Here is a 14146-nt window from a genome sequence, read left to right as displayed (position 1 = left end):
CCGCGGCCCCGCCCGCCGGGCCCGGCGCGGCCGGCATCGGCGGCGCCGTCTACCTCGACTTCGCCCCCGGCGGCGCCGGCACTCCGGGCGCGGTCGACCCGGGCGAGAAGGGCCTGCCCGGCATCGCGGTCGAGGCCGTACGGGACGGCCGGGTGGCGGCCACCGCCACCACCGCAGCCGACGGCTCCTTCCGCCTCACCGGCCTGCCCGACGGCGAGTACACCGTCCGCCTGCCCGCGGCCAACTTCGCGGCCCCCTACCAGGGCGTGAACTGGCTGGGCCCCGCCCTGGTGACGCCGGCGATCATCGGCGCCTACCTGTGGGTGTGGACCGGCTTCGCGATGGTCCTGATCGGCGCCGGGCTCGCGGCGATCCCGCGCGACGCGCTGGAGGCCGCGCGGATGGACGGCGCCACCGAGGGCCAGATCTTCCGCAAGATCACCGTACCGCTGCTCGCACCGGTGCTCACCGTCGTCTTCGTGACGTTGGTGATCAACGTGATGAAGGTCTTCGACCTCGTCTACATCATCGCCCCCGGACCGGTCCAGGAGGAGGCGAACGTCCTGGCCACCCGGATGTGGCTGGTCTCCTTCGGCGGCGGCAACGACCAGGGGCTCGGCAGCGCGCTCAGCGTGCTGCTCCTGCTGCTGGTGGTCCCGGCGATGGTCTTCAACATCCGGCGCTTCCGAAGGAGCGGAACATGAGCAGCCACCACGCCGCCACGCGCGTGCAGCGCCTGCTGAGGAGCTCGGTCGTCCAGGGCCTGCTGATCCTGGTGGCCCTCGTATGGATCACCCCGCTGGCGGGCCTGCTCCTGTCCTCGATGCGCTCCGAGCAGGACAACGCCTCCGACGGCTGGTGGACCGCGCTCACCGACCCCTCCCAGCTGTCCCTGGACAACTACGGCGCACTGCTGAAGGACTCCGGCATCGCGGCGGCCTTCGGGAACACCGTCCTGATCTCGGTCCCCACCACCGTCCTGGTCGTCGGCATCGCGGCACTCGCCGGATACGCCTTCGCCTGGCTGGACTTCCCCGGACGCGACGCCGTCTTCCTGGTGGTCGTGGGACTGCTGGTCGTGCCCGTGCAGATCGGGCTGCTGCCGGTGGCCAAACTCTTCGGCGCGGTGGGACTGTTCGGCACGATCGCGGGCGTCGTCCTCTTCCACGTCGCCTACGGGCTGCCGTTCGCCGTCTTCCTGCTGCGCAACTACTTCGCCGAGATACCGCGCGAAATGCTGGAAGCGGCCAGGATGGACGGAGGCAGCGAGTGGCGGATCTTCTTCCGGCTCGTGCTGCCGCTCGGCCGCCCGGCCATCGCGAGCCTGGCCATCTTCCAGTTCCTCTGGGTCTGGAACGACATGCTCGTGGCACTGCTCTTCGCGGACAGCGGGTCCCAGCCCCTCACGGTCGCCCTGCAGTCCCAGATCCGGCAGTTCGGCAGCAACATCGGCGTCCTCGCACCGGGTGCGTTCCTGTCCCTGGTGGTCCCGCTGATCGTCTTCTTCGCCTTCCAACGGCACTTCGTGCAAGGCGTGATGGCGGGCTCGGTGAAGTGACACCCGGCGCACCGCGCCCCGCCACCCGGCGTACGGGCCCCGCTGGTCGGCGTACCGCGCCCCGCTACCCGGCGCTGACGGCCGACACGTGCGTGCTGCCGTCGCGCAGGGCGGTGATGCGGACCTGACCGGCGGGGAAGGGGTCCCTTCCGTTCGGACCGGGTATCCGCGTGAAGGGGGTCCAGGATCCGTCCGGCCTCCTGATGTTGTGCCAGACCCGCCCGTCGAGCCCGACCGCCACGACGTGGGCGGCGCCGTCGGGTGTCCCCGCGATACCGACGGAGCTCGCCCCCATGGTGGCGGTGGTGACCCCCCTCGGAGGCCGGAAGCCGGTCCAGGAGCCGTCGGGCCGGCGCAGCTGGTGGTAGACCATGCCGTCGAGCCCGATGGCGAGGACCTGGGACGAGCCGTCCGGCATGCCGGTGATCGCCAGGGCGGGGCCGGAGAAGGCCGGGGCCCCGCCGTAGCCGGCCAGGCGTCCCCAGGGCGTCCACGATCCGTCGCGCCCGCGGACGCAGTGGTACATGGCGCCGTCGGTGCCGTAGCCGATCAGCTGGGCGGACCCGTCGGGCATTGCGGCGATCGACACCTTCGTCGCGCCCCAGCGGCCCGCCGCCGTGGAGCCGGGCGCCGGCCGGAAGCCGGGCAGCCCGCCGTCGGCCCGGCGCTGCTGGTGGTACGTGGTTCCGTCCGCCGCGGTCGCCACGATCTGGCAGGTGCCGTCGGGGAACCCGGCGATGTCCGCCTCGCGGACGGTGAACGCCGCCGTGCCGTCCGGCCCCGCGACGCGCTGCCACGGCTGGAGCACGGCCGTGCCCCGTACGGACGTCAGCCACAGGCTGTTGTCCGGCGCGATGCCGAGCACCACGACCGAGCCGTCCGCCATGCCGGCCGCGGCCGTCCGGATCCCCGCGAACGAGGCCGCGCCGCCGGCCCCGGGCAGCGGCCGCATGCTGCTCCACGACCCGTCGGGCCGGCGCTCGGTGTGGAACAGGGTGCGCTGCTCGACGTCGTACGGAGGCAGGTGCGCGGAGTAGAACCAGACCGGGTTGGTGATCGCGACCAGCTGGTCCAGCGTGGTGGAGGCCGGCTTCAGCCGCCGTACCTCGGCGCGGGCGAACAGGGACGCCTTGCCCCAGCCGCGCCAGCGCAGCTGCCCCCGGCCGCTGCCGTCGATCCACGTGGCGGCCATGATGCCCCACTCGGTGTGGAGCGTGGCGACGCTGTCCGGGGCGCCCCGGACGTCCAGGGTGACGTCGACGCCGTCGAAGAACCCCAGCGGGAGCTCCTGGCCGGGCCCGGCGACCGCCCCGCCGCCGCGGGCGGTGAAGTCCAGGGTGACGGCGGAGGACTCGACGGCGTACGAGCGGCCCATGCGCAGGGCGTCGAGGACGGCCGGGGTGGACAGGCTGCTCGCGTACACCACGTTGTGCGGCCGGCCGACGGCGTCGGAAGGACTGTGGGCGTCGCTGTTGCCCACGGCGGCGATGCGCTTGCCGACACAGAGCATGGCGTGCCAGGCGGCGATGTTGGCCGCGTCGTCCAGCGTCCACGGCCCGTTCCACACCTCCAGCGCATCGACCCGGTCGAGGCCGAACTCCCAGAACGAACCCGCCGCCGGGGTCAACGGATGCGCCGCGATCGCGAGCCCGCCCAGGCTGTGGACCCGCCGGGTGTGGCTGTCGAACACCCCGCCGTCCCGGGGGCCGTAGTGCCAGTCCACCCACTCGCCCTGCGGGAGTCCGACGGCCAGCCAGTGGCCGTGCCGGGTGGTGACCTCCTCGGCGTTGATGACCAGCAGGTCGGCCGGGACGTCGCCGCGCCACGACACGCCCGTCGAGCTGGTGTTGTGGTCCGAGGTGGCGATGAAGTGCAGCCCCTCCTGGCGGGCGGCCGCGACGATCTCGTCCACCGTGCGCTGCCCGTCGGAGTGCACGCTGTGCAGGTGCAGGTCGCCCCGGTACCACCCGGGCCCGCGACCCGGCAGCGCCGTCGGCAGGATGTCGTACGGCGCCCGCGTGAGCGGATCGCCGTGGTGGAGGGTGACGCTGACCGACCAGGCCATGCCGCCGAGGGCGCTGACCATCGGGCCGAGCGCGACGGACCACGCGCCCGGCTCGATGGGCCCCGGTACGTACCCCGGGGTGGCGTCCGCACCGGAGAGGGTGAACTCGGACCGGGCGCTGCCCGACCAGCCGCGGAATCCCGACGGCCCGAAGATGCCGGTGTCCAGGATGCCCGCGGCCGCGTCGAAGGACGACGCGACAGAGATCCGCTGCACTCCCGCGGGGACGTCGAAGGCGACGGACGCCCACTGGTCGATCCCGTACGGCGAGCGGCCGTGATAGGTGGTGGTCACCTCGCGGGTCCCCTGACCGCTCGTCGCGGCTCGCGCGACCGGCGCGGGCACGAGCGCGGCGACGCCGCCCGCGGCCAGCAGGGCACCTGACCGGAGCAGGGCCCGGCGCCCTACGCGGGCGCCGGGGTCGCCGCGTCGCAGGCCGCCGGGATCCTCGGGCACGGGCTTCGGGGGGAATCGGTCACTCGGCACAGCAGGGCTCTCCGTTCACGTGGCGTGTGGTGGAAGGCGTGCAGGTGCGGTGTGGCGCGGTGCGGTGCTGTGCGGGACGGGGTCAGGAGCCTGGTGCTGGTACCGGCGCTCGTGTTGCCTAACGCCGGGACCGCTGGGCCTCGACGATCTGCCGGAGGGTCCCGTCGAAGCCGCCCCGGGCCTGGACCCGCTCCGCGAAGCGGGGGAACTGCCCGGCGACCGCGCTCAGCAGCCGCAGCTCCAGCGGCGCCACGTTGACCTCGGTCAGGTCGCGCCGGACGGCCCGTACGACGCCTTCGGCGACCTGCCCGGGGGTGACCGTCCTGATGCGGTTCGGCGTGGTGGCGCCGGTGGCCGCGAACATGCCGGCGTCGCGCACGAATCCGGGCTGGACCAGGGACACCCCCACGCCGGTGCCGCGCAGGTCCTGGCGCAGCGCGAGGGCGAATCCGCGCAGCCCGAACTTCGTCGCGTTGTACAGCGACGAGGACTTGGTCGCCGCCTTGCCGGAGATGGAGCCGACCAGCACGATGTGGCCGCGGCCCCGGGCCACCATCTCCGCGGCGAGCAGGCGGGACAGCACGACGGGGGCCCGCAGGTTGACGTCGAGGGCGCGGTCGAGCTGCTCCTCGGTGTAGTCGAGCAGGTCGCCGCTGGCCGGCAGGGCCGCGTTCGCGACCAGGACGTCGGTCTCCGCGCAGGTCTCGGCGAGGCGCTCGACGTCGCCGCGGACGGCGAGGTCGGCGACCACGGCACGCGCTCCGCAGGCGTCCGCGGTGGCCTTGAGCGCCCCTTCCCGCCGCCCGGTGATCGTCAGGCGGGCCCCGTGGGCGGCCAGGCTCGCGGCCAAGGCCGTCCCGATGCCTCCCGTGGCACCGGTGAGCAGAACGTTCGATCCGGAAATGTGCACGACGACTCCCGTTCCCCGTCCCTACTGTTCGTTCGAACGAACAGTAGGGATGGGTCGCGTCCGTGTCCACACCCCGGCACCGCCCGACTCCCCTGCCGGGCGCCCGGCAGGCTCACTCGGGTGATGGGGCAGAATGCCGCCATGCCCCATGATTCCGACACCCGCGGTTCCGACACCCGCCAGAAGATCGTCGACGCCGTACTGCGGATCATCGGGCAGGACGGGATAGCCGCCGTGACCAACCGGCGCATCGCCAAGGAGGCCGCGGTCTCGCTCGGTTCCGTCACCTACCACTTCGCCACCCAGCACGAGCTCCTGCGCGAGAGCCTGATGCACTTCGTGGCGGAGGAGACCCGGCACTTCACGGCACTCGCCGACGAGTGCTCCGACGAGAGCTTCGACATCGGGCAGGCGGCCGAGGTGGTGGCCCAGGTCGCGGGCGGCAACGCCTTCGACAGCCGCCACATCGCCCCGTTCGAGCTCTACGTCCAGGCCGGCCGCGACGAACGGCTGCGCGCCGCCGCGTCCGACTGCTTCGCCGCGTACGACCTCCTGGCCGCGCGCATCCTGACCCGCCTCGGTGTGGCGGACGCCGAACGCCTGGCCGGCGCCGCCGTCGCCCTGGTCTTCGGCCAGCAACTGCGCCGCCTGGCCACCGGCGCCCCCGCCGAGGACCTCGCGGACGCCCTCCTGATCCTCACCCAGCTCACTCCCACGGCGTGCCCGGAAGGCGACTGAGCGCTCCGCTGGAAGTGCGGTGACGAAACCGCGGGCCGGTGGGGGCTGGTCGCGCAGTTCCCTGACGGGGCGCGGTACCGCACCGGACATCGCTGAGCCCGTTCAGTTCTGTCAAGTCACGTGATCGCGTGACTGGATCCGCGCGCTTTCCCGCCGTTCCCTGAAGGACATCGCAGAAGTGACCGAAGGAACGGAGCACAGTGATGTCCACCTCCGACAGGAAGCCCGACAGGAAGCCCGACAGGAAGCCCGGCAAGAACTCCGCAGCCGATGCCGGGCGCCGGCTCGCCGTGGCGATGGCCGCTCTGGCGCTGACCTCCGGCGCGGCGGTGGCGCTGGGTTCCTCCGCCGAGGCGCAGGCCCCCGGCGACCACCCGTCCCTGCTCAGCGCCCTTGCCAAGCCGGGTCCGCTCGGCGGGCTGAGCTACAACCACAACGAGACCGTCCTGACCCGTGACTGAGTGCACCGGTCGTACGGACACCGAGGCGCTGGTCACGGTCCTGCTCGCCGAAGGCGATCGGCACCGGTCGCTGGGCGACCTGGCGCGGGCGGAACGCGCTTTCCGGCAGGCAGCCACCGTGGCCGGCCGTCGGCATCCGCACTCCGGCGAGCGGGACCGGCTGCTGGCCCGGGCACAGAGCGGGCTGGCAGCCGTGTACCGCATGCAGGGCCACTACCGGCGCGCGCAGAGCCTGTTGCGCAGGGCGCTGGCCGAGGCCGAAGGCGTGCCGCGGCCGGGCGGCCTGCGGGAGGAGCACGCGTACCTGCTGAACGAACTCGCCGTCACCTGCAAGTACACCGGCGAGTTCGCCGAGGCCGAGCGGCTCTACGAGCGGGTACGGACGGTGCTGGTGCGGACCGCGGGCCCCGGCCATCCGGAGCTGGCCACCGTCTGGCACAACCTCGCCGGCCTGGCGCACGCCCGCGGGGACTTCGCCGCCGCCGAACCCCTGGCCCGCCGCTCGGTGAGGCTGCGCGAGCGGGCCCTGGGCCCGGACCACCCGGCGGTGGCCGCCGACCGTGCCGCCCTCGCGGCGATCCTGGACGCGCTGGGCAGGCGCGAGGAGGCGGAGAGGCTGCTGCGGCAGGCCTTGGAGGTGTTCGTCCGCGTCCACGGCCCCGAGCACCACGAGACCGCCGTCACCTGCCACAACCTGGCCTGCCTCGCCTACCGGCGCGGCGCACTCGCCGAGGCCGGACAGCTCTTCCGCCGGGCCCTCACCGTCAAGGAGGAGGCGCTCGGCCCGGACCATCCGGAGCTGGCCGTGACGCTGCACAACCTGGCCCTGGTCCAGGAGGACCGTGGCAGGCGGGCGGAGGCCCTCGGACTCGTCCGCCGCGCCCTGGCCGCCGTGGAGGGGAGCGTGTCCGCCGACCATCCGCTGCTCGCCGCCTGCCGCACCCGCCTCGCCGCCCTGACCCCCACGCCGTGACGGACCAGGACCGAAGGCCTAGGCCGGCTCGTTCCGCGGACCGACGCGGAAGGCGCCGCTCCTCGTCTACGGTCGGGCCTGAGGAAGATCGGATCGACGGGTGCCGTACGGGGCGGTACGCGCGACCGGAACCGGACGGGACGGGTAACGGGGATGACAGGCGGACGGGCCACGGGCTGGCAGGGTGAACTGCTCGACCTGGAGGCGTATCTGGAGCGGATCGGGTTCGACGGGGAGCGGACGCCGACGCTCGGGACCCTGCGGGAGTTGGTGCGGGCGCATGTCACCGCGCTGCGCTTCGAGAACATCGACGCCGTGTTGGGGGTGCCGATCCCGCTGGACGTGCCGGCGGTGCAGGACAAGCTGGTGCGCGGGGGCCGGGGCGGGTACTGCTACGAGCACGCGGCGCTGTTCGCCGCCGCCCTGGAGCGGCTGGGCTTCGGCTTCACGGCACTGGCGGGGCGGGTGACGCTGGGTTCGCAGAGGATCACCCCCGCCACCCACGCGCTGCTGCTGGCCGAAGTGCCCGGAGACGACCGGCGGTGGCTGTGCGACGTGGGGTTCGGTGCCGGCCCGCTGGAGCCGCTGGAACTGGCCGACGGCGCCCGGTCGGAGGCCGGGGGCTGGCGGCACCGGCTGGAGCGGCGCCCGGGCGAGTTCGGCGTCGACCAGTGGTGGCTGCACCAGGACGGGCCGGACGGGTGGGTGGACCGGCACAGCTTCACACTGACCCCGCAGTACCCGATCGACTTCGTCGGCGGCAGCCACTACGTCGGCACCCATCCGCGTTCGCCGTTCACCCGGCGGCTGCTGGCCCAGCGGTTCGACGCCGGCCGTCACCAGATGCTGGACGCGGCCGTCTGGACCACGACGCTCCCCGACGGCACCCGCACCGAGCGGACGGTCGCTCCGGGCGAGCTGGGGAAGGTGCTGCGCGAGGAGTTCGGCATCGTCGTCGACGAGGAGACGGTGGCCCGGCTCGCCGACACCCTGCAGCCGGCGGCCTGAGGCACTGATCGGTTCGCCGCACGCCGCACGCCGCACGGGCCGGCACCCGCCTCGAAGCGGGTGCCGGCCCGTGCGGCGTGCGCGGCTGGCCCAACTCGTCCCGTCCCGGCCGATGTTCACCATCCCGGCCCTTGCCGCGCACGCCCGCTTCGCCAATGATGCTCCGGGCGCGCCGCCCGGCACCGGCCGGTCGCGTGCGCCACCCCCAACCCCATCGGCCGGGAGACTGCTTTGCGGACGAATCGTCACATCTCCAGATCGCTCGTCGTCGTCGGTGCCACCCTCACGCTGGTCGTCGGCGTTGCCCAGACGGCCTTCGCTGCTCCGCCCCCTGCCCTGCCGGCCAACGCCGACCTGGTGGAGCGGACCTTCCAGCCCGCGTACGACTACGACACCGACGGCTGCTACCCGACACCCGCGATCGGCTCGAACGGCGTCCTGAACAGCGGCCTCAGTCCCACCGGGGCCCTCAACGGCAGCTGCCGGGACGCCTCGGACCTCGACAACACCAACGGGTACTCCCGGGCGAAGTGCAACAACGGCTGGTGCGCCGTGATGTACGCGCTGTACTTCGAGAAGGACCAGGCCATCCCCTACATCAGCCTCGGTGGCCACCGCCACGACTGGGAGCACGTGGTGGTGTGGATCCAGAACAACGAGGCGAAGTACGTCGCGACCTCCGCCCACGGCGACTTCAACATCCACACCCGTGACCAGATCCGCTGGGACGGCACTCACCCCAAGATCGTCTACCACAAGGACGGCGTCAGTACGCACTGCTTCCGCGCCGCGAACACCAACGACGAGCCGCCGGAGAACCACAAGCGCGCCTGGCAGTTCCCGGCCCTCGTCGGCTGGTCGGGCTATCCCGCGACCCTGCGCGACAAGCTCAGCCAGGCCGACTTCGGCAGCGCGCACTTCGGCCTGAAGGACGGCTCGTTCGCCCCTCACCTTGCGGAGGCGAAGCCGGCCGGCATCCCCTTCGACCCGTACCAGTAGGGCGCCTGCCGGGCAGGGCCGTGTGCCCTGCGGTGACCGAAATGGCATGCATCATTCCGGCATTTACCGGTGAAGTTCAGCCACCCCAGGCGTCGCGGATCGCGTGGACGGAGGCGGTAACGGCCCGGAAATCCGGGGAACTCAGGCTTTGCCGGACAGAAGTGGAATGTCCGATACGCCTCTTGGTTGTGAAGATCATCGGATCGTAGCGTCGGTGACTGATCCACAAGAACCGGTCACCGGCCGGCCCGTCGAGCACCCTTGGCGCACCCGGCCGTGGACCTACGAATCCGAGGAGGCGTCATGGACGCTCTGGACATCGACTTCGAGGAGTTCTCCCTCGAAGAGATCGCCGTCGAGGATGTGCCCGACACCACCGGCCTGCCGGTGATGGGGGCCTCCAAGGGAGCCTCGTGCTGCCGGGCCAGCTGCTCCTGCTGCAGCAGCAGCAGCTGATCCACCGCCGGGGGCCGGTCACGGCCCCCGGCGTGCCAGCCGACACGGAACCACCCCCGGCCGGGCCCCACTTCCGGCAGGCCGGACAAGCCAGAAGGGCACCGCCTGCCATGCGGCGCTTCGTCGTGGCCGACACGGCCGCCACACGGGTCAACCCCCTGCCGTACACCCCGCTCGTACGGCCGCGGACCGCCGCCGCGTGGGATCGCCTCGCCGAGACCGCGGAGCACGCCCTGGCGGCGGCACGCCTCGCCGACCGTGCGCTCGCCGAGTCCGCCGGGCGGGCCGGCGCCCCGGCCGCGTACCTGCGCACGCGCCGCCGCATCCGCGACAAGCCCCTCACCCCGCTCCCCGCGGCGGCGCCCGGCGACGGCGCCGCGAACCCCCCGGCCGCCTCGAACCTCCCGGCTGTCGTGAACCTCCCGGCCGTCGCGCACTGGCAGGCCGCTGCCGATGCCTACCGCACGCTGCTGGAGCAGGTCGCTAACGACCGGGGCGCCGTGGCCGCCCACGAGCGGCAGGCCCTGAGCCGGCTGTGCGCCGAGGAGGACTTCGCCTCCTCCGTCGAGCTGATCAGCCCGCACCTGGGCGCCGCCGTCCGGCGTTACGCCGACTCCGGCGGCGACGCCGCGCGGGCCGACCGCAAGTCCGAACCGCGCATCACCGCGTACGCGCTGCGGGCCATGACCCGGACCAGCCCGCGCTCCCGGTTCACGGCCGTCGCCCTCTCGACCGCGGAAGCCGGACCGGCGTTCGGGGCGGGGCTGGTCGCCGAAGCCGGCCCGGTTGCCGAAGCCCCCCTGGATTCCGAAGGGGGAGCGGCCGCCGCCCGCTGGGCGACCGCGCCGCCCACCGTCGTGCTGCGCACGGTGGAGGTCCAGCGCGGCGCACTGCTGTCCGCCCTGGAGCCCGAGCCGCGGCCCGGCTGCCCCGTGCGGTTGGCCCCGCTGCTGCCGGCCGGGCCGGGCGAGCTGGCGTTCATGGCCATCACCCCGGCCCACCCCCGCCCCCGCAAGGTCACACTGCGTCGAGGCCGGGAGCTGACCGAACTCACCGCCGTCGCCCGTTTCGGCGTACACGCGTGGGAGGAGGTGGCCGGGCGGCTCGCCGAGGCCCTCGACTGCCCGGCCGCACGTGCCGAGCAGGTCATGCGCGCGGCGCTCCGGGCCGGGCTGCTCGGCCCCGCCCTGCCCGTGGACGACCAGGACCCGCACTTCCTGACGGCATGTCATGACGCCTTGCCCGAGGCCGGAATCGATGCAGCGGCCGACGCCGGGGAGGACTCCGGGTACGGCGGCCTGCGCGCCGTCGTGGCGGAACTGGCCAGGACGACCGAACTCCTCGCCACCGACACCCCGGCCACCCGGCCGGACCTGCACGCCCGGTTCCGCGCGGCGGCGGCCCGACTGCCGCACGCCGGCGCGCTGGCGCCGCAGCTGTACGAGGACGCCGTCGCCACCCTGCCGCCCGTCCCCGGCCCGGATGCGTCCCCGGCCACCGCGGCGGCGGCCCTGCTGCCCGTGCTCGGGGCCTTCGATCTCAAGGCCGACCTGCGCATCGGGCTCCAGGCCGCGGTCCGGGCCCGCGGCGGGCCGTCCGGCTGGTGGCGGAGGCCGAGAACCTCGCCGCGGACGCCGCCCGGTTCGCCACGTCCGCGGCTGCCGGGGACGCCGACACGCCGCTGGCCGACGTACCGCTCGCCGATACGCCGCCGGCGGACGTACCGCTCGCCGATACGCCGCTGGCCGACGTACCGCCCGCGGACACACCGTTCGCCGACGTTCCGCTCGACGCGGACAGCCGGTCGGCGATGGTGGCCCTGTGGACCTTCCGCCGGCGCGTGCTGGCCGACCTGGCCGACCTGTTCGAGGCGGCCGCCGCGGCAGGCGACGGCGTCGATGCCGTCATCGACGACGAGCACCTGAGGACCTGGGCCGCCGCCCTGCCCGGCCTGCTGCACCCGGACGGCGCCTCGTACGCCCTGATGGCCCAGTACGCGGACGGCCGGTGGGCGGCCAACGGCTGGTTCGGGGGCTACGGCGCCACCGAGGCCCGGTTCCTGGAGGCCGATGCCGCCGTCGGCGGCGACGCCACCGCCCGCCTGCGCGCCCGTCTGCGCCGCGTCCTGGGCCCCGACGTCGCCGAGGACCGGGCCGCACACGGTTTCAACACCGGCTGCCACCCCCCGCTCCTCGACCAGGAGATGACCGCGCGCGACTGGGCGGGAGCCGTCCTCGTCGACGGCGGTCCGACCGGCCGACTGCGCCTGCGGACCCCGCGCGGCCTGCGCCCGGTCACGGTCGGCTCCACCCGCTGGGACCTGCTGCCCGCACCCAGCCGGATCGCCCTGTGGCTCCAGGGCGGCGGCGTGATCGCCTGCGCCTACGACCACGTCTTCCGCGAACGCGCCCGCCCCGGTGCCGACGGGGTCGTCGCCGTGCCCCGGCTCCGCCTCGGCAACCTGGTGCTCCAGCGCCGCCGCTGGTACCTCCCGGACGCCGGCGTCCTGACCGGCGCCCACCGGGGATCGGCCGACGACCTGCACCGGCTGGTCCGGCTGCGGGCCGAACACGGCGTACCCGCACGGTTCTTCGTCAAGCAGCTGCCCGAGTGGGAGCGCGGCGAGGCGCTCGTGCCCGACGTCACCTCCCGCCCCGTGTCCCAGCCCAAGCCCCGCTACGTGGACACGGCCGGTGTGCTGGACCTGGCCTCCTTCGCCAAGGACGCCGCCGACTTCACCCATCCGTACCTGGAGGAATGCCTGCCCGGCCCGGTGGCGGGCCACCACGTGCGCGAGGCGGTCTTCGAGTTCGACCTGCCCGAGGCGGGCACGGCCTGCCGCCTCGACGCGGCATCCACGTCGAACGGCGCCTCCCCGCCAGGCGTCGCCTTCGGTACCGCCTTCGGGCCGGCCTCTGGTGCCGACGTCGGCGCCGCTCCCCGTACCCCCGCCGGCCAGGAGGAGGGCTCCGCGTGCTGACGACCCTGCGCGTCCACGACTACCGTCCCGACACGCTGCCGCTGCTCACCGAAGGGGCGCTGCCCCTGATCGCCGGCCTCGCCGCCGACCCCGCCCTGGAGGTGTGCTTCCCGACCCGGCACTGGGACGGCGGCCCGCACCTGGCCCTGCACCTGGGCCACGCGGCCCCCGCCGCCGACGTCCTCGCGCAGGCCCGCCGACGGCTCGCCGCCGCTGCCGGGCACGGCTCGGCATGGACGCCCGAGGAGTACACGCGCCGGGCGGGCGCACTCGCCCGGGCCGAGGGCGTGACGGTCCGGCACGAGCTGCCCCACCCGCACGGGTCCGTGCTCGTCTCCACCGACGCCGCGGTACCGGGCCCGGTACAGGCCGTACGGCACCGGTTCCTGACCGCGCTCGCCCGGGAACTGGCCGGACTGCTGCCCGCCGACCCGGCGGCCGCCCGGTCCCGGGCCCCCGGCACCGCCCTGCGCTGGATGGCGGGTCTGGCGGCCGCGTACCCCGGCGGCGCGCGGTTCGGGTCCCTGTCGTTCCACTCCCATGCCGAGGCCTTCCTCGCCTCCCGGCCCGACGGCGAGGACCTGCGGTCCCGGTTCGCCGCCGCGGCCGAACGGTACGCGCCGCAGACCGGGCAACTGGTCGACAGCGCCCTGCACCGGCCCGAGGAGCTCCCCGGGTACGCCGCCTGCGCCGCCGCGCTCGCCGAGCTGCGCGACCCGCGGCTGCGCGGCGACCTGGAGGAAGCGCTCGGAGCCCCGGCCGGCTCCGCCGAGGCCGGGCCTCCCGCCGAGGCCGGGCCTCCCGCCGAGGGCGGGCGGGACACCGGCGGGGCACCGAGCGCCTTCCACCGGCGGCTCGCCGAACTCGGCTTCGGCGAGCGCACACCGCCCGCCTTCCAGGCGTACCGGGCCCTCGTGAACTGGCTCTACGAAGCCCTGCAATGGCTCGGCGTCACACCGATCAACCGATACCTCTACTGCCACTGCCTCGCCCACGCCGTCGACGAGCGGCTCGGCGAGACCTGGCAGGACCGACTCACAGCGAGGCCCGCCTGACATGCGCGTGAAACTCCGCCCCAGCACCGTGTACGGGGCCGTCCCGGACGGGGTGTTCGTACAGACCCCGCGCGGGGCCTTCACCCTGCGCCTGCCCGCCCCCCTGGCCGAACCCGCCTGCGCCTGGATCCGGGCACTGGAGGATCCGCGTACCACGGCCGACCTGGTGGCCGCGGCCGGGAACCCGAAGGCGGCGCCGTTCATCGAACGGGTCGTCGCGCAGCTGCGTGCCCAGGGCGCGCTGGTGGACGCGTACGAGGCGCCGCCCGGCCTCCCCGCGGCCGCGGTGGCGTACGTGGAGAGCTACAGCGACGACCCCGCAGCCGCGCTGCGCGCACTCGCGGCGGCCGAGGTGGCGGTCGACGCCTCGTGGCCGCAGGCGGCGACGGCCCGAGCCGCCCTCGTCGCACGGGGCGTGCGCGTACGGGCGGCCGGCGGGACGGAGACGGAGGAGGCC

The 14146-nt window shown here is 74.3% G+C and carries 13 protein-coding genes and 1 pseudogene; 12 read left to right on the top strand and 2 right to left on the bottom strand.

Annotated elements, in window-relative coordinates; genetic code table 11:
- A partial coding sequence (locus tag GPJ59_RS23585) for a carbohydrate ABC transporter permease (protein ID WP_219669535.1) occupies positions 1-704 on the top strand: 704 nt, incomplete at its 5' end.
- Complete coding sequence (locus GPJ59_RS23580; protein ID WP_219669534.1) at positions 701-1558, top strand: carbohydrate ABC transporter permease; 858 nt, start codon at positions 701-703, stop codon at positions 1556-1558. The genes GPJ59_RS23585 and GPJ59_RS23580, both read left to right, overlap by 4 nt.
- 64 nt (positions 1559-1622) lie before the next feature.
- On the opposite strand, the gene GPJ59_RS23575 is transcribed toward GPJ59_RS23580, so the two are convergent.
- Positions 1623-4079 (bottom strand): CehA/McbA family metallohydrolase, encoded by a 2457-nt coding sequence (locus GPJ59_RS23575; protein WP_219669533.1) that lies wholly within the window; start codon positions 4077-4079, stop codon positions 1623-1625.
- Positions 4080-4227: 148 nt separating this feature from the next.
- Positions 4228-5019 (bottom strand): SDR family NAD(P)-dependent oxidoreductase, encoded by a 792-nt coding sequence (locus GPJ59_RS23570; protein ID WP_219669532.1) that lies wholly within the window; start codon positions 5017-5019, stop codon positions 4228-4230.
- Positions 5020-5160: 141 nt separating this feature from the next.
- On the opposite strand from GPJ59_RS23570, the gene GPJ59_RS23565 reads away from it, so the two are divergent.
- The 10 genes and pseudogenes from GPJ59_RS23565 to GPJ59_RS23515 form a co-directional block, all read left to right on the top strand.
- On the top strand, positions 5161-5757 hold the full coding sequence (locus tag GPJ59_RS23565) for a TetR/AcrR family transcriptional regulator (protein ID WP_219669531.1): 597 nt from the start codon (positions 5161-5163) through the stop codon (positions 5755-5757).
- Between the two features lie 203 nt (positions 5758-5960).
- Positions 5961-6218, top strand: coding sequence for a hypothetical protein (locus tag GPJ59_RS23560; RefSeq protein WP_219669530.1), 258 nt, complete (start codon positions 5961-5963; stop codon positions 6216-6218).
- A complete protein-coding gene (locus GPJ59_RS23555) occupies positions 6211-7191 on the top strand; it encodes a tetratricopeptide repeat protein (RefSeq protein WP_219669529.1) in 981 nt (326 codons plus the stop codon). Before GPJ59_RS23560 ends, GPJ59_RS23555 begins: the two co-directional genes overlap by 8 nt.
- 153 nt (positions 7192-7344) lie before the next feature.
- The gene (locus GPJ59_RS23550) at positions 7345-8199 is read left to right on the top strand and encodes an arylamine N-acetyltransferase family protein (protein WP_219669528.1); all 855 of its coding nucleotides are present in this window, start codon (positions 7345-7347) and stop codon (positions 8197-8199) included.
- Between the two features lie 288 nt (positions 8200-8487).
- Positions 8488-9198: an NPP1 family protein gene (locus GPJ59_RS23545; protein WP_374200888.1), complete on the top strand. Its 711-nt coding sequence runs from the start codon at positions 8488-8490 to the stop codon at positions 9196-9198.
- Between the two features lie 303 nt (positions 9199-9501).
- A complete protein-coding gene (locus GPJ59_RS23535; protein ID WP_219669525.1) occupies positions 9502-9654 on the top strand; it encodes a thiazolylpeptide-type bacteriocin in 153 nt (50 codons plus the stop codon).
- A 110-nt stretch (positions 9655-9764) separates the two neighbouring features.
- Complete coding sequence (locus GPJ59_RS23530; protein WP_219669524.1) at positions 9765-11579, top strand: hypothetical protein; 1815 nt, start codon at positions 9765-9767, stop codon at positions 11577-11579.
- Complete coding sequence (locus GPJ59_RS23525; protein WP_219669523.1) at positions 11495-12634, top strand: lantibiotic dehydratase family protein; 1140 nt, start codon at positions 11495-11497, stop codon at positions 12632-12634. The genes GPJ59_RS23530 and GPJ59_RS23525 overlap by 85 nt, the downstream gene beginning before the upstream one ends.
- The gene (locus GPJ59_RS23520; protein WP_219669522.1) at positions 12628-13689 is read left to right on the top strand and encodes a lantibiotic dehydratase C-terminal domain-containing protein; all 1062 of its coding nucleotides are present in this window, start codon (positions 12628-12630) and stop codon (positions 13687-13689) included. Before GPJ59_RS23525 ends, GPJ59_RS23520 begins: the two co-directional genes overlap by 7 nt.
- Position 13690: 1 nt before the next feature.
- Positions 13691-14146 (top strand): annotated as a pseudogene (locus GPJ59_RS23515) (hypothetical protein); the annotation flags it as partial.

The organism is Streptomyces bambusae (assembly GCF_019400985.1).
GTDB classification, from domain to species: domain Bacteria; phylum Actinomycetota; class Actinomycetes; order Streptomycetales; family Streptomycetaceae; genus Streptomyces; species Streptomyces bambusae_A.
Note: the sequence above shows the minus strand (reverse complement) of the source record. Positions and strands in the feature narration are given on the sequence as shown.

Coding starts and splice junctions, on each gene's coding strand:
- GPJ59_RS23560 (WP_219669530.1), top strand. CDS start 5,961: ATGTCCACCTCCGACAGGAAGCCCGACAGGAAGCCCGACAGGAAGCCC.
- GPJ59_RS23550 (WP_219669528.1), top strand. CDS start 7,345: ATGACAGGCGGACGGGCCACGGGCTGGCAGGGTGAACTGCTCGACCTG.
- GPJ59_RS23565 (WP_219669531.1), top strand. CDS start 5,161: ATGCCCCATGATTCCGACACCCGCGGTTCCGACACCCGCCAGAAGATC.
- GPJ59_RS23580 (WP_219669534.1), top strand. CDS start 701: ATGAGCAGCCACCACGCCGCCACGCGCGTGCAGCGCCTGCTGAGGAGC.
- GPJ59_RS23530 (WP_219669524.1), top strand. CDS start 9,765: ATGCGGCGCTTCGTCGTGGCCGACACGGCCGCCACACGGGTCAACCCC.
- GPJ59_RS23535 (WP_219669525.1), top strand. CDS start 9,502: ATGGACGCTCTGGACATCGACTTCGAGGAGTTCTCCCTCGAAGAGATC.